Source organism: Streptomyces sp. NPDC044719, from assembly GCF_056433405.1.
On sequence record NZ_JBWKHE010000007.1, the window covers coordinates 209055 to 232050 of the forward strand.

Consider the following 22996-nt stretch of genomic DNA (forward strand, 5'->3'; position numbering starts at 1 on the left):
GGGTGTGAGTCGGGCCACGCGGGACGGCGGCGGACCGGGGGCTGCCCCGGCGGCCGTCCGTGACGCCTCTCGCCCGTGATGCGCCTCGTCCGTGATCCGTTGTGCCGATGAACCGCGGAGCGGGATGGCAGGCTTGGGGCATGCGCAGACCGTTCGCCTTCCTCGCCGCGGCTCTCCTCGTGGGCGCCTTCGCCGTGCCCGCCTCCGCCGCCGACGGTGACGAGGAGTTCACGATCAAGGATCCGCGCATCACGGAGTCCAGCGGTCTGGCGGCCTCCCGTCAGCACCCCGGCATCTACTGGACGCACAACGACAGCGACGACGGGGCGTATCTCTACGCCGTCGACAGCGCGACGGGCGAGACCGTCGCCACGATCACCATGGCCGGAGTGGGCAGCCCGCGCGATGTGGAGGCCATCTCCATCGGGCCCGGCAACCAGATCTACGTCGGCGACATCGGCGACAACCTCGGCGGCAGCTGGCCGTACGTGTGGATCTACCGGCTGCCCGAGCCGAAGAACCTGCGCGACCAGACCGTCCGGGCCACGCAGTACGTCGTGAAGTACTCCGACGGCGCGCGGGACGCCGAGTCGCTCGTCGTGCACCCGAAGACCGGCCGCGTCTACATCGTCGACAAGAACGAGAAGGGCGGGCATCTGTACGAGGGTCCGGCCGAGCTCTCTCCCACCGGGAGCAACGTCTTCCGGCCCGTCGCGGCCGTCCCCGACCTGGAGGCCACCGACGCCACGCTCTCCCCGGACGCCGAACACCTCGTCGTACGCAGCTACTTCGGGGCGATCGCGTACGACTGGAACGGCGGGAAGATCAAGAAGAGCGAGCGGCTCGGCGTGCCGTTCCTCGGGCAGGGGGAGTCCGTCACCTACACCGCCGACGGGAAGAAGCTCATGTACGGCGCCGAGGGGGCCGACAGCCCCGTGGAGCCGCAGGACGCTCCCGGGTCCGGCGGGTCGGGCTCGCCCTCCGGCAGCGGCAGTTCGGCCTCCTCGGACGGTTCCGGAGGCGAGGGGCTGACGGGCAACCTCAAGACCGGAGCCATCGCCGTCGCCGTGGCCGGTGCCGCGCTGTTCGCGCTGCGGGGGCTGAGGCGACGGCGACGGTAGGGGAGCACGGCAGGCCCCAGGGCCTGTCTGACAAATCCACGCCTGCTCCGCGACGCCTGGCACGCACGCTCGCCGCGTTGCCGAACCGCCCACGTGGCTCCGCCACGAGGACGCTCCGGCGCCTTGCGATCGCACGCACCAGACGCCGCGGAGCCCGCCCTTCGGGCGGACGACGGGGATTTGTCAGACAGGCCCTAGGTGGCCGACTGGCCGCGCCGCTCCACCAGGACCTCGAGGCCGTCCAGGATCCGCTGCAGTCCGAACTCGAAGTGGTCGAAGTCGGACCCGAAGCTGTCCTCGGAGAGCGAGGCCATCACCGGGTAGCGGCCGGAAGCCATGGCCTTCTCCAGGACCGGCACCTGCGCCTGCCAGAACTCGGCGTCCGTCAGGCCCGTCCGGCGCTCCGCCTCCCGCTCGTACAGCTGCGTGCGCGCGGCTCCGACGACGTAACCGTCGATCATGATGACCGCGGAGACCAGCTCGGGGTCGGACAGCCCCATCGGGCGGATCCGGGTGAGGATCTTCTCCATGCCGTCGACGGCGCTCGGGCCGAGAACCGGGCGGGACTGGTTGACGTGGAGCAGCCAGGGGTGGCGGCGGTAGAGGGCGAGGGTCGTGCGGCCCAGTGCCTCCAGGGCGGCGCGCCAGCCGCCGTCGCCGAGATCGGAGGGGTTGTCGGAGCGGCGCTGCACCCGGTCCAGCATGAGGTCGAGCAGTTCGCCCTTGCCGGGGACGTACCGGTACAGCGACATGGTGCCGGTGCCGAGCTCGGCGGCGACGCGGCGCATGGACAGCCCGTCCAGCCCCTCGGCGTCCGCCACCTGGACGGCCGCCTCCACGATCCGGTCCAGGGTCAGGGTCGGCTTGGGGCCCCGGCTGGGGCGGCGGCCGGTGTCCCACAGCAGTTCGAGGGTGCGGGCGATATCGCCGCTGCCGCTGGTCTCCGTGCTGCCCGCACCACTCGTCCCGCTCGTCATGGGCCCAGCTTAGAGGCCACGCCAAAAACTGGGTACATCGTACGCGTAATCGGGTACGTTGTACTCAGTTCAGAGACCGGTGAAGAACGGCTCACGGGAGGGGCGGCATGGACGGATACGCGGTACGGGCCGAGGCGCTGGAGAAGCGGTACGGCGAGAAACGCGCCCTCGACGGCTTCGACCTGGCCGTGCGCGAGGGCACGGTGCACGGCCTGCTCGGGCCGAACGGGGCGGGCAAGACCACCGCCGTGCGCATCCTGTCCACGCTGATCCGGCTGGACGGGGGCAGGGCATCGGTCGCCGGTCTCGACGTGGCCCGGCAGCCGCGCGAGGTCCGGGCCCGGATCGGGCTCACCGGGCAGTACGCGGCGGTCGACGAGGTGCTCACCGGCCGGCAGAACCTGGAGATGTTCGGCCGGCTGTTCCATCTGGGCGGCAAGCGGGCCAGGGTCCGGGCCGGCGAGCTGCTGGAGCAGTTCGACCTGGCCGACGCCGCCGACAAGGGCGTGGGCAAGTACAGCGGCGGCATGCGGCGCCGGCTCGACCTCGCCGCCTCGATGATCCTCGCGCCGGCCGTGCTGTTCCTCGACGAGCCGACGACGGGCCTGGACCCCCGCAGCCGGGGCGAGGTCTGGGAGTCCGTACGGGCGCTGGTGGCGGGTGGCACGACGGTGCTGCTCACCACGCAGTACCTGGAGGAGGCCGACAAGCTGGCCTCGCACATCACCGTGATCGACCAGGGGCGGGCCATCGCCGACGACACCCCGGACGGGCTGAAGAACCTGGTCGGCGGCGACCGGATCGAGGTCGTGGTCGCCGAGCGCGCCGAGATCCCGCGGGTGGTGAAGGTGGTCGCCCGGGTCACGGACGGCGAACCCGAGACGGACGAGACCGAGTTGCGGGTGCACGCCCCGGTCGCCGACCGGGTCACGGCCCTCACCGAGGTGGCGCGGACCCTTCAGGACGAGGGCGTCCGCGTCGAGGACATCGGGCTGCGCAGGCCGAGCCTCGACGACGTGTTCCTGCGCCTGACCGGACACCGGACCGAGAAGGAGGCCACGGCGTGAGCGCCATCGACCTGAGCACGCCGAGCGCGCGCAGCGGCACGTACTGGCTGCTCGCCGACTGCTGGAACATCGTCCGCCGCGGCCTGACCCACTACCAGCGCCAGCCCGTCAACATCGCCTGGCAGCTGGGCTTCCCGATCCTGTCCGTGCTGCTCTACGGCTATGTCTTCGGCAGCGCCATGAAGGTTCCGGGCGGCGGTGACTACCAGGACTTCCTGATGCCGGGCATGTTCGCGATGACCATGGCGTTCGGCTTCATCAACACGGCGACCGTCGTGGTCTACGACTCCGCCAAGGGCGTCATCGACCGCTTCCGCTCCATGCCGATGTCGTCCTCGGCGGTGGTGGCCGGGCGCGGCGTCACCGATCTGATCGTCGCCTGCGCCGAGTTGGCGATCATGATGCTCACCGCGCTCGCCATGGGCTGGCGGCCGGACGGCGGGCTGGGCTTCCTCGGCGCGTTCGGGCTGCTGCTGTGGCTGCGCTTCTCGCTGATCTGGATCGGCGTGTGGCTCGGCCTGATCGTGCCCAACCCGGAGGCGGCGGGCGGCCTCTTCGCGGTCGCCTTCCCGCTGACGATGATCTCCAGCATCTTCGTCGCGCCGCAGCTGATGCCCGACTGGCTGGGCTGGGTGGCGGTCTGGAACCCGATCTCCTCCACGGCGGCGGCGACCCGCGAACTGTTCGGCACACCGGTGGGCGGTGACACCTGGGTCGAGCAGCACGCGCTGCTGATGTCCGGGGTGTGGCCGGTGATCCTGACGGCGATCTTCCTGCCGCTGGCGGTACGGCGGTTCAAGAAGCTGAGCCGGTAGACACGAGCGCCGCACACCTCCCGGAGTCTTGACGTGCTCATGGTGTGTCAGTTTCCTGGGAGGTGCGCGGCGTTATGGGAGCGCTCCCATTCGATTCCGGGGCCGCGCCTCCCCGAGAGGAAGCAGCCACATGTTCCGCAGCCTGCGTAGAGCGCTGTGTGTTGCCGCGGCGCTCCTGTTACCGCTGGCCGGCACGGAGTCGGCCCGCGCCGACGCCGACGCCGAGGTCAAGGCCGGCGCCGGCTACTGGCACACCAGCGGGCGTCAGATCCTGGACGCGGCCGGAGCGCCCGTCCGGATCGCCGGCGTCAACTGGTTCGGCTTCGAGACCGCCAACCACGTCGTCCACGGCCTGTGGGCCCGCGACTACAAGAGCATGATCGACCAGATGAGGTCGCTGGGCTACAACACCATCCGGATGCCCTACAGCGACGACATCCTCAAGTCGGGCACCATGCCCGACAGCGTCAACCACGACGGCAAGAACACCGACCTGCGGGGCCTGACCTCGCTGCAGGTCCTGGACAAGATCGTGGCGTACGCCGGACAGGCCGGACTCAAGATCGTCCTCGACCGGCACCGGCCTGACGCGGCGGGCCAGTCGGCCCTCTGGTACACGGCGTCGGTTCCCGAGTCGACCTGGATCGCCAACCTCAAGGCCCTGGCCACGCGCTACAAGGGCAACTCCACCGTCGTCGGCATCGACCTGCACAACGAGCCCCACGACCCGGCCTGCTGGGGCTGCGGCGACACGTCCCGCGACTGGCGCCTGGCCGCCCAGCGCGCGGGCAACGCGGTGCTGTCGGTCAACCCCGAGCTGCTGATCATGGTCGAGGGCGTGCAGTCGTACAACGGCACCAACGGCTGGTGGGGCGGCAACCTCATGGGCGTGGCCCAGTACCCGGTCCAGCTCGACGTGCCGAACCGGCTGGTGTACTCGGCCCACGACTACGCCACGTCGGTGGCCCAGCAGCCCTGGTTCGGCGACCCGTCGTTCCCGGCCAACATGCCGGGGATCTGGGACAAGTACTGGGGCTACATCTTCAAGCAGAACATCGCCCCGGTGTGGCTCGGCGAGTTCGGCACGACGCTCCAGTCGGGGGTGGACCAGAGGTGGCTGTCCGCGCTGGTGACCTACCTGCGGTCGACCTCGGCGTACGGCGCCGACAGCTTCCACTGGACGTTCTGGTCCTGGAACCCCAACTCCGGCGACACGGGGGGCATCCTGAAGGACGACTGGCAGACCGTGGACACCGCGAAGGACGGATACCTCAAGGCGATCAAGGCGCCGGGCTTCGCGGGAGGCGGTTCCGGGCCGGACCCCGGCGGGCCGGGTGACCCCGGCGGCCCGGCCGCCTGCACCGCCGCCTACACGGTGAGCAGCGACTGGGGCGGCGGCTTCAACGCCGAGGTGAAGGTGACCAACACGGGCAGCACGCCGCTGACCTCGTGGAAGGTCGCCTGGACGTGGAGCGGCGCACAGAAGGTCACCAGCATGTGGAACGCCTCGTACACGCAGAGCGGGGCGAGCGTGACGGCGGTGAACGCCGCGCACAACGGGAGCGTGCCGGCGGGGGCTTCGGTGAGCCTCGGCCTCGGTGGCGCACCCGGGGGCGGAGCGGTGCCGAGTGTGAGCTGCACGGCGACCTGACGTCGGTGCGAGGGGGCGCCCGGTGCTCGCCGGGCGCCTCGGCTGACCGGCCGCGCCGCGGCGGCGTACGCTGACATTTATGGCGCCTGACCGTGCCAATGGAGGGCAAACAGGGCAGGAACCGTCGAGCGATCCGAGCCTCCCGGTGTTCGTCGACTCCTCCGGTCGGCGTGCGCGCAATCTCCGGCGGGTCGGCTACGGACTGGCCGGCTGCGCGGCGGCCTACATGGCGGTACTGGGGCTGAGCCTGATGGGAGCGACGCCCTTCGCACCCGGGGCGCTGCTCCCCGGCGACGTGGCGGGGCCCGCCGCGCCGAAGGACCGGGCCCCGGGCGGGACGCCCCTGGCACCGCCCGTCGACGCCGCGGACGCCGCCGGCCCCAGCGCCCTGCTCGTCCCGGGGCTCACCGGGCCCGGCCCCTCCCTGGACCCGCCCCTGGTGCCCGGGAGTCCGCCGCCCGGCGCACCGGAACCTTCCGGCAACCCGGAACCGCAGGCGACGCCGACACAGGAGCCTCCCTCCCCGGAGCAGCCCGCCGGCCCCGGCGAGCCCGCCCCCGAACCGGGGACGGAAACCACCGAGCCCTCACCCCCGGCTCCGCCCTCACCCGTTCCGCCCACCACCGCCCCACCCGCCCCACCGGCACCTGAGCCCACAGGGCCGGCGCCCAGCCCGTCGGCACCGTCCGGTGTCGCGGAGACGCCCCCGCCCGCCGACCCCACGGTGGCCGAGGCCCCCTGATGCGGCGGCGCCCCGACCGGTCACCCGACCGCTCATCGAGGCCGCCCGGTCCGCGGCGGACCCGAGCACCCCTGGCGCCGCGGCATCGCTTCCGCGTCGTCGTCCCCCTGGTCCTGCTGGCCTTCGTCGCATCGGTCCTGCTGGTCGAGGGCTACACCACCAGGGGTTTCGCCGGTGACCAGGAAGGGCGCGACCGGCGACCGGCCACCGGCGTCCCCCGCTCCATCTCGGGCGGCGGCCCGGTCGTCGACACCACCGACGACCGCCCGCGCACCTATCGCACGCCGGACAAGACCGTCGTCCTGACCTTCGACGACGGCCCGGACCCCACCTGGACGCCCCGCGTCCAGGCCGTGCTCGACCGCTACGGCACCCCCGGCACCTTCTTCGTCACCGGGCAGCAGACCGCCCGGTACCCGGACGTGCTGCGCCGGGTGGTCCGCTCCGGCCACGAGATCGGCGTGCACACCTTCTCCCACCCGGACCTGACCACCCGGTCCGCGAGCGACGTCGACCGTGAGCTGGCACTGACCCAACTCGCCCTCGCCGGGGCCGCGGGCATCCACACCTCGCTGATGCGGATGCCCTACTCCTCGACACCCGCGGCCCTCGACGCCCCGGAGTGGTCCCTGGTCCGGCGCCTGGGCGAGAAGGGCTACGTCCTGGCGTTCATCGACCAGGACACCAACGACTGGCGGCGGCCGGGCGCCCGGGCGATCGCCGACGCGGCCACCCCGACCGCGGGCAGGGGCGCCGTCGTCCTCCTGCACGACGCGGGAGGGGACAGATCGCAGACGGTCGAGGCCCTCAAGACCCTGATTCCCCGGCTGCAGGCCCAGGGCTATCGCTTCACCACGCTCGCCGAGCTCGTCGGCGCCGAGACCCTCACCAGCCCGGTCGACACGGCGGATCGGTGGAGCGGCCGCGTCTTCGTGGCCGCCGTCACCGTGTCGGCGACAGCGGTCACGGCCGTCGGCGCGCTGCTGCTGGTGGTCGGTTCGCTCGTCCTGGCCCGGTGTGTGCTGCTGCTCTTCCTGGCCCGCCACCACGCCCGCCGCCACCGGCGCCACCGGCGCCCCGGCACCGGCGGGGCCGGGCCCGTCACCCGGCACGTCAGCGTCGTCATCCCCGCCTACAACGAGAAGCTGTGCATCCCCAAGACGCTCCGCTCCCTCGCCGCGAGCGACCACCCCGTCGAGATCATCGTCGTGGACGACGGTTCCCGCGACGGCACCGCCGACCTCGCGGAGTCACTCGCCCTGAAGAACGTCACCGTCGTCCGGCGGCCCAACAGCGGCAAGCCCGCCGCCCTCAACACCGGCCTCCTGCGGGCCTCCCACGATCTCGTCGTCATGCTGGACGCCGACACCGTCTTCGCCCCCTCGACCATCGGCCGCCTCGTCCAGCCGTTCGCCGACCCCCGCGTCGGCGCGGTCGCCGGCAACGCCAAGGTCGGCAACCGTCGGCGGCTGCTCGGCCGGTGGCAGCACATCGAGTACGTCATGGGTTTCAACCTCGACCGCCGCATGTACGACCTGCTGCACTGCATGCCCACCATTCCGGGTGCCGTCGGGGCGTTCCGCGCCGAGGCCCTGCGGGACGCCGGGATGGTCAGCGCGGACACCCTCGCCGAGGACACCGACCTCACCATGGCCCTGCACCGGGCCGGGTGGGAGATCCGCTACGTGCCGGACGCGCTCGCCTGGACCGAGGCACCGTCCTCGCTGCGGGAACTGTGGCGCCAGCGCTACCGGTGGAGCTACGGCACGATGCAGGCCGTTTGGAAGCACCGGCACGCCCTGCTCGAGCGCGGCCCCGCGGGCCGCTTCGGCCGCCTGGGCCTGCCCCTGCTGGCCGTCTTCCAGATCCTCACCCCGCTGCTCGCCCCGCTGATCGACATCCTGGCCCTCTACGGCCTGGTGTTCGGGAACCCGCTCACCACCGTGCTCGCGTGGTGCGGTGTGCTGGCGGTGCAGGCCGTCTGTGCCGCGTACGCCTTCCACCTCGACGGAGAGCGGCTGAGGCCCCTGTGGGCGCTCCCGCTTCAGCAGGTCGTCTACCGCCAGGTGATGTATCTGGTCCTCACCCAGGCCTGCCTGACCGCGATCAACGGCTACCGGCTGCCCTGGCAGCGGCTCAAGCGCAGCGGAGACGTGATGCTGCCTCCGCAGCCCTCCACGCGCCGGACCTGAGCGGGCCCCGGCGGGGTGGGTACGGCCCGGGAGGCCGTTCGGGTTGAGTTGCCCGGCGGAGGGGCCGTGAGCCTTCCTCCCGGGCACTTTTCCGCTCAAGGTGTGATCATGAAAACTCCGCGATTGCACTATATGCCCCGATCCCTCGCACACTCGGCCGGTGCGGCGGTCATCATCCTCGGAGCGGCCCTGACCTCCGCCGCGCCCGTCGCGGCCCAGAGCGCCGCGCCGTCCGACGGCGGCAAAGGTCAGAGTTCCTCGTGCTACACGTCCAACACCCAGCGGCAGGGCCTCGAGAGCATCGTCTGGTCCGTCCTGTTCGGGCCCCAGACCAACACGACGCAGACCCGGTGCGACGACGACGGCGACGACGCGAAGGAGGACCAGGAAGGGGCCCGTGGCTTCCTTCAGCCCTTCCCGGGCTCCTGAACCGCTCCTTGTGAGTTCCCTGGTCCATGCGGCGGGGAGGGGTGTTTGGGTATCGGTGGCCCAAATACCCCTCTTTTAAAGGGGTTTGCTCGCATGGGATGACTCGATTCGGTCAAGTCTTGGTCGAATACGTATTTGCATGGCGTGCTCTTCCGAAACGATGCGGCACGGCCCGTGTTGACGCGGGCCTGACCCCCCTCACCGTTCTGAGAGAACTCCATGAGAAGAAGCGCAGCCGTACTGTGCGGCGCGACCGTCGTCCTGGCCGGGACCCTCACCGCCGTTCCCGCCAGCGCCGACGCGCCGCACTCCGCGACCACCGCCCAGGCCGCGAAGGTCACTTGGAAGAAGTGCGCCACGGACGACTCCCCGACGATGCAGTGCGCGTCGGTGAAGGTGCCGCTCGACTACGCGAAGCCGCAGGGGAAGCAGATCACGCTGGCGCTCTCCCGGGTGCCGCACACCGCCTCGACGTACCAGGGCCCGCTGCTGGTCAATCCGGGCGGCCCCGGTGGCAGCGGTCTGTCGCTGGCCGGTTTCGTCGCCTCGTCCCTGCCGAAGGAGGTCGCGGCCCAGTACGACGTCATCGGCTTCGACCCGCGCGGCGTGGGCGAGAGCAAGCCCGCCCTGGACTGCAAGCCGGGCCACTTCGACCCGGTGCGCCCCGACTCCGTGCCCAGCACCCCCGCGCTCGAGAAGGCCAACCTCGATCGCGCCAAGTCCTTCGCCAAGGCCTGCGGCACGAAGTACAAGGACGTCCTGCCGTACATCAACACGGCCAGCGCCGTGAAGGACATGGACTCGATCCGCAAGGCCCTCGGCGCGAAGAAGATCAACTACTTCGGCTACTCGTACGGCACCTATCTCGGCGCGGTCTATGCCAAGTCGTACCCCGACCGGGTGCGGCGCCTGGTGCTGGACTCGATCGTCGACCCGACCGGGGTCTGGTACGACGACAACATCCAGCAGGACTACGCCTTCGACAAGCGCCACAAGGCGCTGATGGCGTGGATAGCCAAGTACGACTCCACGTACAAGCTCGGCACCGATCCCAAGAAGATCGAGGCCAAGTGGTACGCCATGCGGGCGGCCCTCGCCAAGAAGCCGGCGGGCGGCAAGGTGGGCGCCTCCGAACTGGAGGACATCTTCATACCCGGCGGCTACAACAACGCCTACTGGCCCACCCTCGCCCAGACGTTCGCGGCCTACGTCAACAAGCAGGACACCGCTGCGCTGGTCAAGGCCTACGACGACATCGCCGCCATCGACGCTTCCGGCGACAACGGCTACAGCGTCTACACCTCCGTGCAGTGCCGTGACGCCTCCTGGCCGCGTGACTGGAAGCAGTGGCGCAAGGACAACTGGGCCGTGTACGAGAAGGCCCCGTTCATGGCCTGGAACAACGCCTGGTACAACGCCCCGTGCGCGTTCTGGCCGACGAAGTCGCTGAAGCCGGTGAACGTCGCCAACTCCAAGCTCCCGCCGGTCCTGCTGTTCCAGGCGACGGACGACGCGGCCACGCCGTACCAGGGCGGCGTCACCATGCACCGCCTGCTGAAGGGCTCCAGCCTGGTGGTGGAGCAGGGCGGCGGCAACCACGGCATCACGCTGGGCGGCAACGCCTGCCTCGACAAGCACCTGGCGGCGTACCTCACCAACGGCAAGGTGCCGCACGGCAGCGGCACGGCCGACGCGGTCTGCCAGAAGTCGCCCGACCCGAAGCCGCAGGCCACGGCGGAGAAGGCGGCGGGCACGGCCAAGTCGACCGTCGCGACGGTCGGCAAGGCCCTGAGCGGGATCCTGGGCTACGGCGGCTGAACACGCCCGCCTGAGCCTCGGATCGTGTGAGAAGAAGGGCGCCCGGTGCTCGTCGCCGGGCGCCCTTCGCCGTCCGGGTGAGGCCGGATGCCGGGATCCCCGGCTACCCGAAGGTCATCGGTACGACGCGATCAAACGCGCCAGATGACGCCCCGCCACCTCCAGAGGCGCCTCGCTGCGGGCGACCTGGGACGCCAGTTCGGCGCCCTCCAGGGTGGCGATCACCGTGTGGGCCAGATCCCCGGCGTCCGTCTCGGCGAAGCCCGCCGCGACCAGGTTCTCGGCGACCACCGTCCGCCAGCGTGCGAACGCCTCTGCGGCCGCCTCCTGGATGCCGGGGGCGCTGGTCGCCGTGCCCACGACGGTGGAGGTGACCGGGCAGCCGTCGAGCCAGTCGGAGTCGCGCAGACCCTGGGCCAGGGACGCGGTGAGGGCGAGAAGGGCCTTCTCCGGTTCCGGCTCCCCGTCGAGCGACTCGCGCAGCAGCTCGGTGAACTCCTCGTCGCCCAGCCGTACGGCGGCCGTGCCGAGCTCCTGCTTGCCGCCCGGGAAGAAGTGGTAGACGGAGCCGAGCGTCGCCCCGGCCTCGCGGGAGATCTGCTTGATGCCGGTGCCCTCGTAGCCCTGACGCTGCATCAGGCGTGAGGCCGTACGGACGATCCGCTCACGGGTGCCGGCGGTCTCGAGGTCGTGCGGGGCCTTGGTCTTCACGCCGCCACTGTACCGAGCTGGAGCGATCGCTCTAGTCGCTGTGCTAGGTTCCTCGCTGGATAGAGCGTTCGTTCTAGTCCTCGCCTCAGAGATCTTCGGGGAGACATCTGTGAGCACTTCCGTGACTGTCATCGGTCTCGGGCCCATGGGCCGCGCGATGGCCGGTGCCTACCTGGACGCCGGCTACCGGGTCACCGTCTGGAATCGCACCGCGAGCCGCGCCGACGAACTCGTGGCCAGGGGAGCGGTGCGCGCCGCCACGGTCGAGGAGGCGCTGGCGGCCAACGAGGTCGTCCTGTTGAGCCTCACCGACTACGCCGCGATGTACGCCGTCCTGGAACCCGCCACCGCGGCACTGGAGGGCCGCGTCCTGGTCAACCTCAGCTCGGACACCCCGGGCAGGGCCCGCGAGGGGGCCGCCTGGGCGGCGAAGCACGGGGCACGCCATCTCACCGGCGGCGTGCAGACACCGCCGTCCGGCATCGGGTCGCAGGAGTTCGACACCTTCTACAGCGGTCCCCGGGACCTCTTCGAGCAGTACGAGGACGTCCTGAAGGTCATCACGGGCACCGACTACCGCGGTGCGGACCCGGGCCTGGCCGCGCTCTACTACCAGCTCCAGATGGACCTGTTCTGGACGACCCTGACCGCCTGGCTGCACATGCTGGCGCTGGCGGACGCGAACGGCATCAGGGCCTCGGAGATCACGCCGTACGCGGCCGGAACGCTGGGCGGGATGAGCCAGTTCCTCGACTTCTACACGCCGCGGATCGAGGCGGGGCGGCACTCCGGTGACGTCGAGCGGATCTCGATGGCCGTGGCGAGCCTGGACCACGTCGTGCACACGACGCGTGACTCGGGCGTGGACCCGGCGCTGCCCGCCGCGGTGCTGGAGACGTTCCGGCGCGGAGCGGCGGAAGGCTACGAGGAGGACAGCCTGACCCGGCTGTTCGAGGTGTTCGGGCGGGGCGCGGCCGCCTGAGCACGAGAGAGGGCGCCCCGCGGTGATCCGCCGGGCGCCCCTCGATGACGTACGAAACTCGCGTACGAGAAAAGGTCAGAGCTTCTCGATCACGTAGTCGACGCACTTCGTGAGCGCCTCGACGTCCGCCGGGTCGATCGCCGGGAACATCGCGACGCGCAGCTGGTTGCGGCCGAGCTTGCGGTACGGCTCGGTGTCGACGATGCCGTTGGCGCGCAGGACCTTGGCGACGGCGGCGGCGTCGACCTCGTCGCTGAAGTCGATCGTGCCGATGACCTGCGAGCGCTTGGCCGGGTCCGTGACGAACGGGTTCGCGAACTTGACGTCCTCGGCCCAGCCGTACAGCGTCCGCGCGGACGTGGCCGTGCGGCGGACGGACCAGTCCAGGCCGCCCTGGCCGTTGATCCACTCCAGCTGCTCGTTGAGGAGGAACAGCGTGGCGAGGCCCGGGGTGTTGTACGTCTGGTTCTTGCGGGAGTTGTCGATCGCCGTGGGCAGCGAGAAGAACTCCGGGACGTGGCGGCCGGACGCGTGGATGCGCTCCGCGCGCTCGATCGCCGCCGGGGAGAAGACGCCGATCCACAGGCCGCCGTCGGAGGCGAAGGACTTCTGCGGGGCGAAGTAGTAGACGTCCGTCTCGGCGATGTCGACGGGCAGGCCGCCGGCGCCGGAGGTGGCGTCGACCAGGACGAGGGAGCCCTCGTCGGCGCCCGGCACCCGCGTGATGGGGGCGGCGACACCCGTGGAGGTCTCGTTGTGCGTGAACGCGTACACGTCGACGCCCGCCTCGGCCTGCGGCTCCGGATGCGTGCCGGGGTCGGAGGAGATGACGGTGGGCTCGGCGAGCCAGGGGGCGAGCTTGGACGCCTTGGCGAACTTGGAGGAGAACTCGCCGAAGCTGAGGTGCTGCGACTTGTTCTCGATCAGGCCGTGCGTCGCGATGTCCCAGAACGCCGTGGAGCCGCCGTTGCCGAGGACCACCTCGTAGCCGTCGGGCAGCTGGAACAGCTCACGGACGCCCTCGCGCACCTTGCCGACCAGGTTCTTGACCGGGGCCTGGCGGTGGGAGGTGCCCATGAGGGAGGTGCCGGTCGCGGCCAGCGCGTCCAGCGCTTCCGTCCGCACCTTGGAGGGGCCCGCGCCGAAACGTCCGTCGGCGGGCTTGATGTCAGCGGGAATCCGGATCTCAGCCACGGAAGGGAGCGTAGCCGTTTCCAGAAACCTGGGCGAAACGTCGTCCGTCGGGTGAGACGGTGTGGCGGTGGGTATGGGATGGACCCATGTCGGAACTTGAGGCGGAGCTTCGCGGCGCGGTCCGCGGTGACGTGGGGTTCGGCGTGACGGACCGCGCGCTGGTCACGATGGACGCGTCCAACTACCGGCGGGTCCCCCGCGGGGTCGTCGCCCCCGGGGACGCCGACGACGTGGCCGCCGCCCTGGCCGTGTGCCGGGAGCACGGCGTGCCCGTGGTCGCCCGCGGCGGGGGCACGTCCATCGCCGGGCAGGCCACCGGCACCGGTGTCGTCCTGGACTTCACCCGGCACATGAACCGGCTCGTGTCACTCGACCCGGTGACCCGTACCGCCGTCGTACAGCCGGGGCTGGTGCTCGACCGGCTCCAGGAGGCCGCCGCTCCGCACGGGCTGCGGTTCGGGCCGGACCCGTCCACGCACAGCCGGTGCACGCTCGGCGGCATGATCGGCAACAACTCGTGCGGCTCCCACTCCGTGGCGTGGGGGACCACCGCGGACAGCGTGCGCGAGCTGGACGTGGTCACCGCGCGGGGGCGGCGGCTGCGGCTCGGGCAGGACTGGTCCGGGGCGCCGGACGGACTGCGGGCCCTGGTGGACGGCGAGCTGTCCCGGTTGCGTACGGGCTTCCCGGAGCTGCCCCGCCGGATCTCCGGGTACGCGCTGGACGCCCTGCTGCCCGAGCGGGGCGCCGACGTGGCCCGTTCCTTCTGCGGCTCCGAGGGAACGCTGGGGGTGCTGACGGAGGCGGTCGTAGGACTGGTCGAGGCACCACGCGCGCGTGCGCTGGCCGTGCTGGGCTACACCGACGAGAGCGCGGCTGCGGAGGCCGCCGCCGGGCTGCTGCCGTTCGGGCCGCTGACGGTGGAGGGGATGTCGGCGGATCTGGTGCCGTCCGCGGTGGCCCTGCCCAAGGGCATGGCCTGGCTCTTCGTGGAGACCGGCGGGGAGTCGGCGGGGGAGGCACGCGCGCGTGCGGAGGCGATCGTGCGGGCGGCCGACGTCGTGGACGCCCTGGTGGTCACCGACCCGGCGGGGCAGCGGGCACTGTGGCGGATCCGGGAGGACGCGAGCGGTACGGCCACGCGGATGCCGGACGGCAGCGAGGCCTGGCCGGGGTGGGAGGACTGTGCGGTGCCACCCGCCCGGCTCGGGGCGTATCTGCGGGACTTCCGGGGGCTGCTCACCGCGCACGGGCTGCGCGGCACGCCGTACGGGCACTTCGGGGACGGCTGCATCCACGTCCGTATCGACTTCGACCTGCTGACCGAGCCCGGAGTCGCCCGCTTCCGCCGCTTCTCGGAGGAGCTCGCGGAGCTGGTGGTGGCGCACGGGGGATCTCTGTCCGGGGAGCACGGGGACGGGCAGGCGAGGGCGGAGCTGCTGCCGAAGATGTACGGCGAGGAGATGGTGGGCCTCTTCGCGCGTGCGAAGGGCGTCTGGGACCCCGACGACCTGCTCAACCCGGGGATGCTCGTACGCCCCGCGCCCCTCGACGCCGGCCTGCGCTTCTCCGTCCTGCCCCGTGAACCGGTCGACGTCGCCTTCGGCTACCCCTTGGACGGCGGCGACTTCTCGGCGGCGGTACGACGCTGCGTGGGCGTCGCCAAGTGCCGTACGACGTCGGTGTCCGGCTCCTCCGTGATGTGCCCGTCCTTCCGGGCGACCGGCGCGGAGGAGCACTCCACGCGCGGGCGGGCCCGGCTGCTGCACGAGATGCTCGCGGGTGAGGTCGTGACCGACGGCTGGCGCTCGGCCGAGGTGCGGGACGCGCTGGACCTGTGCCTGTCCTGCAAGGGCTGCCGCTCGGACTGCCCGGTCGGGGTCGACATGGCCACGTACAAGGCGGAGTTCCTCCACCACCACTACGCCGGCCGGCGCCGGCCGGCCGCGCACCACTCGATGGGACGCCTCCCGGTGTGGCTCCGGGCGGTGTCCCGCACGCGCACGGCATGGCTGGTCAACGCGCTCTCGGGGGTACGGCCCCTCGCGTGGATGGCGAAACGCCTGGGCGGGATCGCACCCGAACGGGACATCCCGCGGGTGGCGGGGCAGCCGTTCAGCCGGTGGTGGGAGCGGCGCCGGGGTGAGGCGGCCCCCGGCTCGGGCGACCTGGTCATCCTGTGGCCCGACACCTTCACCGAGCACCTCTCGCCCTGGGTCGGACAGGCCGCCGTGCGGGTGCTGGAGGCGGCCGGGCTGCGGGTGGGGCTGCCGCCGACGCTGCGGCTGGTGAAACCGCCGGTGGGCGACGGGCGGACGGTCGCCATGGATCCGCTGTCGGTGCTGCGCGGCCGGGGCCGCGTCTGCTGCGGGCTGACCTATGTCTCGACGGGCCAGCTGGACCGTGCCCGGACCGTCATGCGCCGCACGCTCGACCTGATGGAACCGGTGCTGGAGACCGGCGCCCCGGTCGTGGTCCTGGAGCCGAGCTGCGCCGCCGCCCTGCGCACCGACGTCCCCGAGCTGCTGCACGACGACCCGCGTGCGGCCCGCCTCGCCGCGAAGGTCCTCACCTTCGCGGAGACACTGGAACGCCACGCCCCCGACTGGACGCCGCCCCGCCTGGACCGCCCGGTGGCCGGGCAGACCCACTGCCATCAGCACGCCGTGCTGGGCGACGCGGCCGACCGCCGCCTGCGTCAAGCCGCTCTGCTCTCCGGCGAACTGAGCGGCGGCTGCTGCGGACTCGCGGGAAACTTCGGTTTCGAGAAGGGCCACTACGAGGTGTCCACGGCCTGTGCGGAGGAGCAGCTCCTGCCGTCCGTACGGGACGCCCCGGACGGCACGGTGGTCCTGGCGGACGGCTTCTCCTGCCGCACGCAGCTGGAACAGCTGGCGGGGGTGCGGGTGAGGCATCTGGCGGAAGTGCTGGCGGAGGCGCTGGAAGGGGCAGGGGATGAGCCGGAGAAGCAGCCGTGAAACGGGGAGCGCCGGAGGCCCGGGGGGCGTCGCCGTCCTCTCCGACATCCACGGTGTCCTCCCGGCCCTGGAGGCCGTGCTCGCCGAGCCCGACGTCCGCGCGGCCGATCACCTCGTGCTCACCGGCGACATCGCCGCGGGCCCGCAACCCGCGGAGGTCATCGAGCTGCTGCGGGCGCAGGGCGACCGTGTGCTGTGGGTCGCGGGGAACGCCGACCGTGAGCTGGTCGAGATCCGCAAGGGCAAAGACCCCGAGCTGCCCGACTCGATCACCCCGTACGCCGCACGGCGGTTGACCCCCGGCCAGGTCGACTTCCTCGACTCCCTGCCCACGTCCCTGACGCTCACCGTCCCGGGCCACGGCAAGGTCCTCTTCTGCCACGCCACACCCCGCGACGACGAGGAGATCGTCCTGGTCGACTCCCGCCCGGCCCGCTGGACGGAGGTGTTCGCCGGACTGGACGACGACATCCGGACTGTGGTGTGCGGCCACACCCACATGCCCTACGCCCGGCTGGCCCACGGCCGCCTGGTGGTCAACCCGGGCAGCGTCGGCATGCCCTACGGCCGCCCCGGCGCCCACTGGTGCCTGCTGGGGCCGGGCACCGACCTGCGCGTCACGCCGTACGACATCCCGGCGGCGACCGCGCGCCTGATCGCCGGGTGCGACTACCCGGACATCGCGTCCTGGGCCGATTACTACCTCAACGCCCGCGCGAGCGACGTGGACGCGCTTGAGGCGTTCGGGCCACGCGACGGGCGGACCCGAGTGTCTGAGCCGGAGGAGGGCCGGGGGCGCTCCTAGGCTCGCGGGACAGCCACTCGAAGGAGTCCGCGTATGAGCGTCCGCGTCAAGCCGATCACCCGTGACGAGCACCTCGCGTTCGTCGCGGCCCGCCCCTCCGCCAGCCATACCCAGGTCCCGTCCTGGGGCGAGGTGAAGCCCGACTGGCGGGCGGAGAGCCTGGGTTGGTTCGACGCGGTCGGGCGGCTCGTCGGCGCGGGGCTCGTACTGCTGCGCCCGCTGCCCGGGCTGCGGAGATACCTCGCGTATCTGCCCGAGGGTCCCCTCGTCGACTGGCACGAGCCCGGACTGGAGCGGCTGCTGGAGCCGATGCTCGCGCACCTGAGACGGCGGGGCGCCTTCGCGGTGCGGATGGGCCCACCGGTCGCGGTGCGCCGCTGGAGCGCCGAGGCGGTCAAAGCGGGGATCGCGGACCCGGCCGCCGCGCGGCTGCGGGACGTGCGGGCGACGTCGTACGACCCGCGGGCCGGCCGGATCGCGGAGGATCTGCGCCGCATGGGCTGGCAGCGGACCGAAGCGGGCGGCGAGGACGGCTTCGCCGCCGGGCAGCCCCGGTACGTCTTCCAGGTGCCCTTCGCGGGCCGGTCGCTCGACGACATCCACAGCGGCCTGAACCAGCAGTGGCGGCGCAACATCAAGAAGGCGGAGAAGGCCGGCGTGAAGGTCGTGCGCGGCGACCTCGAGGATCTGCCGGCCTTCCACGAGCTGTACAGCGAGACCGCCGAGCGGGACCGGTTCATCCCGCGCCCGCTGCCCTACTTCCAGCGCATGTGGAGCGCGCTCACCGCCGAACACCCCGACCGTATGCGGCTCTACCTCGCCTACCACGACGGCGAGGTGCTCGCCGCCGCGACCATGCTGAGCGTCGGCGACCACGTCTGGTACTCCTACGGCGCCTCCACCAGCCGCCGGCGCGAGGTCCAGCCGAGCAGCGCCGTGCAGTGGCGCATGATGACCGACGCCCACGGACTCGGCGCCGCCGTCTACGACCTGCGCGGCATCACCGACACCCTGGAGGAGTCCAGCCATCTGCTGGGCCTGCTCCGCTTCAAGGTGGGCACCGGCGGCGAGGCCGTCGAGTATCTCGGCGAATGGGAGTACCCCCTCAACCGGCTGCTGTACAAGGCGTTCAACCTCTACCTGTCCCGGCGCTGAGGAACACGTCTCACTGACCAAGACAGAGGCAAAAGGGCTTCACGCACCTGACTGAGTCCATTACTGTGGACTGAGAAGTACATCGGGGTGTACGTGGAGTGCAGACCGGTGTACACACAGCCCGCATCCGGAGCCGAGAACCACAGGACCGCCCGTGACCACCCCCGCCAGCGCCACCACGCCCCAGTCCGCGACGGCCGCCACGCCCTCCCCGTCCGGCGGCCCCGGCCGACTCGGATCCCTCGGGCCCGTGGGCCTGGTGCTCGCGGGCGGCATCTCCGTGCAGTTCGGCGGCGCGCTGGCGGTGACCCTGATGCCGAGGGCGGGTGCGCTCGGGGTGGTGGCGCTGCGCCTGTTGGTGGCGGCGGTCGTCCTGCTGCTGGTCTGCCGCCCGCGACTGCGCGGCCACTCGCGCACCGACTGGGGCACGGTCGTCGTCTTCGGCATCACCATGGCCGCGATGAACGGCCTCTTCTACCAGGCCGTCGCCCGCATCCCGCTGGGTCCCGCGGTCACGCTGGAGGTCCTCGGCCCGCTCGCCCTCTCGGTCCTGGCGTCCCGCCGCGCGATCAACTTCGTCTGGGCGGCCCTCGCCCTCGCCGGTGTCTTCCTCCTCGGCGGCGGAGGCTTCAGCGGCCTCGACCCCACAGGAGCGGCCTTCGCCCTGGGCGCCGGCGCCATGTGGGCGGCGTACATCGTCTTCAGCGCCCGTACGGGCCGTCGCTTCCCGCAGGCGGACGGGCTGGCCCTGGCGATGGCGGTAGGTGCGGTGCTCTTCCTGCCCCTGGGCATCGCCGAGTCGGGGACGAAGCTGGCCGACCCGGTGACGCTGGGTCTGGGCGCGGCGGTGGCCCTGCTCTCCTCGGTCCTGCCCTACACCCTCGAACTCCTCGCCCTGCGCCGCCTGCCCGCCTCCACCTTCGCGATCCTGATGAGCCTGGAGCCCGCCATCGCCGCGACGGCCGGCTTCCTCATCCTCGACCAGGCCCTCTCCGCCATGGAGGCCGCCGCGATCGCCCTCGTCGTCGCGGCGAGCATGGGTGCGGTGCGTACGCAGGTGGGCCGAGGACGCAAGAAGACGGCGGCGCTGGAGAGCACGGGGCTGGAGGGCTAGGGCTCGCGTGCTGCCCGTACCTGGGCGAGCCACTCCTCACCCAGTCGACGCCCGCTCGGGAGCTGGTCGTCTCGGTCCCAGCGCCACGCCGTGATCACCGCCAGCACGAGGATCCGGCACTGGCGCAGCAACTCCTGATCGACACCCGGATAGTGCCCGCCGACCTCCTCGGGCGCATGGGCGAGGTCCCATTCGACGGGCCCCCGGCAGCACGTCTCGAGGTCGATGAACAGCAACCCGCTCTCCGTGGCGAGCAGGTTGCCCGGGTGCGGCTCGCCGTGCAGCAGCTGCTCGGCGCCGTCGCGCTCGCCGATCACCCCTCTCAGGCCGCGCAATGTGTCGCCGAGCAGTTCCCGGTCCGCGTCGGCGAGCGCCGGAGTGCGGTCGCGGTCCGCCACGAGCCGTTGAGCCTGCTCGACCCGATCCAAGAAGTGCGGCGTCGGGACGTCGAGATCGCGCATCCCCGTATGCAGTCGCTTGAGCGCGTGGGCGTAGTCGGCCGGCGAGACCTCGTGAAGGGAGACGGGCTCGTAGTAGGTCCACAGCGTGATGACGAAGCCGTCACGCTCGTACGGGCGTGGCTCCACTCGCGGCTCGAGAGCGGCGACGGGACACCCGGCTTCGGCGAGCCGCTGCGCCAGCTCGACTTCGAACTCGGCGATCTGATCCGCCACCGGCGCCACCCGGGCCAGGACGTCACAGGGCAGCAGACGCAGAGTGAGCTTGTTCGAGTCATGAAGGACGACCGCGTCGTCGGCCGTCAGGCCGAGTGCCGAGGCGGTCGACATGGCCGCGGTCACCGCATGCCGGACCTCTGATGCCTGCATCGTCGTTCGGACCCTCTCCCCTTCAAACGGACGGCGCGACCGAGGACCGCGCAACGCGGAACCCCACATCGTCGATCCGGAACGTCGGATGGCTGCGGCGCCGCACCGAGGCCCGGCAGCTCCAGTGCTCGTCGGACCAGCCGCCGCCCCGCAACACCCGGTACGTGCCGTATACCTCGGCGTCGTAGAGGTCCCAGCACCAGTCCCAGACGTTGCCCAGCATGTCGTACAGGCCCCATGCGTTGGCCTGCTTGCCGCCCACGGGGTGGACCCGCTCGTCCGAGTTCCCCCGGTACCAGGCGACCTCGTCGAGCGGGCCGTAACGCGGTCCGGCACTGCCGGCCCGGCAGGCGTACTCCCACTCCGCCTCGGTCGGCAGCCGGTACCCGTCGGCGGAGGCGTCCCACTCGACGGCCTCGGCCGCGACGCCCACGCGATACGCGGGTGTCAAACCCTCCGCCACCGAGAGGGAGTTGCAGAAGGCGACCGCGTCCCACCACGACACACCCTCGACAGGCAGCCGCGCACCACTAGCGGCACCGGGCCGTTCACCGGTGACCCGGGCGTACCACTCCTGAGTGACGGGAAACGCCGCCATCCGAAAGGCCGCGACCTCGGCCGTCCAGCTCCGCTGCGTCCGCCGATCGGCCAGCGTCACCACCCCGGCCGGGACGGCGACCATCTCGCTTTCCCCCCCTACGCCAACTCCCATGAGACGTCAGCCTATTGGCGCCTGCCATGAAATATCCGAGCGGACGCCGCAGTTGATCCGTCCATGACTCAACGCCCCGCCCCCCGCCCCCTGTCCGACGAAGCGCTCTCCGACCTCCTCGGCAAGCAGCAGTTCGGCACGCTCGCCAGTGTCAAGCGTGATGGCCGGCCCCACCTGACGACCATGGTCTACAGATGGGACCCCGAGGCTCGTATCGTGCGGTTCTCGACGACGGCCGAGCGCATCAAGGTCAGGCATCTGAGACGTGACCCTCGTGCGGCGCTGCATGTGCAGGGCGGCGATGTGTGGTCGTTCGCCGTCGCGGAGGGCGAGGCCGAGGTCTCCGAGGCCACGACGGTTCCCGGCGACGCGGTCGGGCGGGAACTGCTCGGAATGATCCCGCAGGGCGCGAAGCCGGAGGACGAAGACGCGTTCCTGAAAGAGCTGGTCGCCGAACGCCGGGTGGTCGTCCGGTTGAAGGTGGACCGGCTGTACGGGACGGCGCTCGACATCACCGGATAGGCCGGCCGGCGTCCGCTACCCGTCTCGGCGCACCAGGATCCCGCCCACGGTGATCCCGTACCGCACCCGCAGCCGGCGCAGCTCCCACAACCCGACCGCCGTCACGGACACCGGGGCCCCGAGCAGGAACACCATCCGCACCGGCCCCGGCACGCCCGCGTACGCCCCCGTGAACACGTCGATCAGGGTCATCTCCCACACCAGCGTCATCGCGAGCAGCGGCGGCATGGTCTGGTGGATGTCGGCGGTGCGGAACACGTGCAGCAGCGCCAGGCCGACGCCCCAGGCGATGAAGGGCAGCACCCACACCATGACCAGCACGACGACCACCCAAGTGACCACGGTCATCGCCGGGTTGGTGGCGAACCGCCCGTCGACGAAGCCGGTGAGCACCATCAGCGGGAACACGAAGACCGCGGCGATCAGGGCCACCATCGCCCCGAACGGCTTCGCGGCCCGGCGCAGCAGGTCCCGCCGGGCCGACGGGGCGGTCAGCGCCAGCAGGACGCCCACGACCACCGGAAACGTCACCGACAGCACCAGCACGCTGTTCCACGACTGGTCGAGACGATCGTCGGCGACGTCCCGCAAGGAGCTGCTGACCTTGTAGCTCACCGACACCCACACCACCGCGCACAGTCCCACCAGCGTGCGGATCTTCTGCATGCGGGCGACGAAGGCGTCCTCGACGAGGTCCGGCCGGGACGGCTTGAAGACCCTGCGCGCGGTGTTGATGGGCCCGATCCGCCGCCGCAGCCGTGTGAAGGGGCCGGGCGGTGGTGCCTGCGGTGGCACCGGATGGGGGATGTGGGGTGTGTAGGGGTGGGGGATGTGGGGCGGATAGCCACCCTGGGGCGGGTAACCGGCGCCCGGTGGCGGGTATCCGGAGCCCGGCGGCGGATACCCGGAGCCCGGTGGCGGATACCCGGCTCCCGGCGGCTGCGGAGGCCGGCCGTGTGGGTCGTACGGCGGCTGCCCGCCCGGATTCCAGGTGCTCATTCTGGTTTCTCCCCCGATGGCCGACCAATGGAACGAGCGCGACTGGGAGTGTATTGATCGCGCCGCCGAAGGGCACGCTTTCAGCCATCCCACATTTTCATGCAAGCATGCTTGATTGTTTCTGGCCCCGCTGCCATGCTCCTCAGCACGCCGCACCACCAAGCACACCGCCGTGCCCCAGGGAG

Annotated in this window: 20 protein-coding genes; 14 read left to right on the plus strand and 6 right to left on the minus strand. The window is 71.5% G+C overall.

Annotated features, from left to right (window positions below; all coding sequences use genetic code 11):
- The first annotated feature begins 140 nt into the window (after positions 1-140).
- Entirely contained in the window at positions 141-1121 is a 981-nt protein-coding gene (locus AC07DF_RS27625) for a WD40 repeat domain-containing protein (protein WP_478976843.1), read from the plus strand.
- A gap of 194 nt (positions 1122-1315) precedes the next feature.
- On the opposite strand, the gene AC07DF_RS27630 is transcribed toward AC07DF_RS27625, so the two are convergent.
- The gene (locus AC07DF_RS27630) at positions 1316-2098 is read right to left on the minus strand and encodes a TetR/AcrR family transcriptional regulator (RefSeq protein ID WP_478976846.1); all 783 of its coding nucleotides are present in this window, start codon (positions 2096-2098) and stop codon (positions 1316-1318) included.
- Between the two features lie 107 nt (positions 2099-2205).
- On the opposite strand from AC07DF_RS27630, the gene AC07DF_RS27635 reads away from it, so the two are divergent.
- The 7 genes from AC07DF_RS27635 (at position 2206) to AC07DF_RS27665 (ending at position 10812) form a co-directional block, all read left to right on the plus strand.
- Entirely contained in the window at positions 2206-3165 is a 960-nt protein-coding gene (locus AC07DF_RS27635; protein WP_478976851.1) for an ATP-binding cassette domain-containing protein, read from the plus strand.
- Entirely contained in the window at positions 3162-3980 is an 819-nt protein-coding gene (locus AC07DF_RS27640) for an ABC transporter permease (RefSeq protein ID WP_478976854.1), read from the plus strand. Before AC07DF_RS27635 ends, AC07DF_RS27640 begins: the two co-directional genes overlap by 4 nt.
- A 130-nt stretch (positions 3981-4110) precedes the next feature.
- A complete protein-coding gene (locus AC07DF_RS27645) occupies positions 4111-5631 on the plus strand; it encodes a cellulase family glycosylhydrolase (protein ID WP_478976857.1) in 1521 nt (506 codons plus the stop codon).
- A gap of 79 nt (positions 5632-5710) precedes the next feature.
- Positions 5711-6373 carry a hypothetical protein gene (locus AC07DF_RS27650; RefSeq protein WP_478976860.1) on the plus strand — a complete coding sequence of 221 codons (663 nt, stop codon included), beginning with the start codon at positions 5711-5713 and terminating at the stop codon, positions 6371-6373.
- A complete protein-coding gene (locus AC07DF_RS27655) occupies positions 6373-8565 on the plus strand; it encodes a bifunctional polysaccharide deacetylase/glycosyltransferase family 2 protein (protein WP_478976863.1) in 2193 nt (730 codons plus the stop codon). The genes AC07DF_RS27650 and AC07DF_RS27655 overlap by 1 nt, the downstream gene beginning before the upstream one ends.
- Before the next feature lie 108 nt (positions 8566-8673).
- Positions 8674-8994, plus strand: a complete 321-nt coding sequence (locus AC07DF_RS27660; protein ID WP_478976866.1) for a hypothetical protein — start codon at positions 8674-8676, stop codon at positions 8992-8994.
- Between the two features lie 219 nt (positions 8995-9213).
- Positions 9214-10812: an alpha/beta hydrolase gene (locus AC07DF_RS27665; RefSeq protein ID WP_478976869.1), complete on the plus strand. Its 1599-nt coding sequence runs from the start codon at positions 9214-9216 to the stop codon at positions 10810-10812.
- Positions 10813-10926: 114 nt separating this feature from the next.
- Here the strand turns inward: AC07DF_RS27665 and AC07DF_RS27670 are convergent, their stop codons facing one another.
- Positions 10927-11523, minus strand: coding sequence for a TetR/AcrR family transcriptional regulator (locus AC07DF_RS27670; RefSeq protein ID WP_478976872.1), 597 nt, complete (start codon positions 11521-11523; stop codon positions 10927-10929).
- Positions 11524-11614: 91 nt separating this feature from the next.
- Between AC07DF_RS27670 and AC07DF_RS27675 the strand changes: the two genes are divergently transcribed.
- On the plus strand, positions 11615-12505 hold the full coding sequence (locus AC07DF_RS27675; protein ID WP_478977922.1) for an NAD(P)-dependent oxidoreductase: 891 nt from the start codon (positions 11615-11617) through the stop codon (positions 12503-12505).
- 75 nt (positions 12506-12580) lie between these two features.
- On the opposite strand, the gene serC is transcribed toward AC07DF_RS27675, so the two are convergent.
- The gene (serC, locus tag AC07DF_RS27680) at positions 12581-13699 is read right to left on the minus strand and encodes a phosphoserine transaminase (RefSeq protein WP_478976875.1); all 1119 of its coding nucleotides are present in this window, start codon (positions 13697-13699) and stop codon (positions 12581-12583) included.
- 86 nt (positions 13700-13785) lie between these two features.
- Between serC and AC07DF_RS27685 the strand changes: the two genes are divergently transcribed.
- The 4 genes from AC07DF_RS27685 to AC07DF_RS27700 all read left to right on the plus strand — a co-directional run bounded on the left by AC07DF_RS27685 (position 13786) and on the right by AC07DF_RS27700 (position 19751).
- Complete coding sequence (locus AC07DF_RS27685) at positions 13786-16677, plus strand: FAD-binding and (Fe-S)-binding domain-containing protein (RefSeq protein WP_478976879.1); 2892 nt, start codon at positions 13786-13788, stop codon at positions 16675-16677.
- Positions 16655-17482, plus strand: a complete 828-nt coding sequence (locus AC07DF_RS27690) for a metallophosphoesterase family protein (RefSeq protein WP_478976882.1) — start codon at positions 16655-16657, stop codon at positions 17480-17482. Before AC07DF_RS27685 ends, AC07DF_RS27690 begins: the two co-directional genes overlap by 23 nt.
- A 33-nt stretch (positions 17483-17515) precedes the next feature.
- Complete coding sequence (locus AC07DF_RS27695; protein ID WP_478976885.1) at positions 17516-18637, plus strand: lipid II:glycine glycyltransferase FemX; 1122 nt, start codon at positions 17516-17518, stop codon at positions 18635-18637.
- Between the two features lie 154 nt (positions 18638-18791).
- Positions 18792-19751, plus strand: coding sequence for an EamA family transporter (locus AC07DF_RS27700; RefSeq protein WP_478976888.1), 960 nt, complete (start codon positions 18792-18794; stop codon positions 19749-19751).
- Here AC07DF_RS27700 and AC07DF_RS27705 read toward each other — a convergent pair.
- Both AC07DF_RS27705 and AC07DF_RS27710 read right to left on the minus strand, forming a co-directional pair.
- Positions 19748-20578: a phosphotransferase enzyme family protein gene (locus AC07DF_RS27705; protein ID WP_478976891.1), complete on the minus strand. Its 831-nt coding sequence runs from the start codon at positions 20576-20578 to the stop codon at positions 19748-19750. The genes AC07DF_RS27700 and AC07DF_RS27705 overlap by 4 nt on opposite strands.
- Before the next feature lie 22 nt (positions 20579-20600).
- A complete protein-coding gene (locus AC07DF_RS27710; protein ID WP_478976894.1) occupies positions 20601-21290 on the minus strand; it encodes a formylglycine-generating enzyme family protein in 690 nt (229 codons plus the stop codon).
- Between the two features lie 63 nt (positions 21291-21353).
- On the opposite strand from AC07DF_RS27710, the gene AC07DF_RS27715 reads away from it, so the two are divergent.
- Positions 21354-21812: a PPOX class F420-dependent oxidoreductase gene (locus AC07DF_RS27715; RefSeq protein ID WP_478976897.1), complete on the plus strand. Its 459-nt coding sequence runs from the start codon at positions 21354-21356 to the stop codon at positions 21810-21812.
- A 15-nt stretch (positions 21813-21827) separates the two neighbouring features.
- Here AC07DF_RS27715 and AC07DF_RS27720 read toward each other — a convergent pair whose 3' ends face one another.
- On the minus strand, positions 21828-22811 hold the full coding sequence (locus AC07DF_RS27720; protein WP_478976900.1) for a hypothetical protein: 984 nt from the start codon (positions 22809-22811) through the stop codon (positions 21828-21830).
- Positions 22812-22996: the final 185 nt, after the last annotated feature.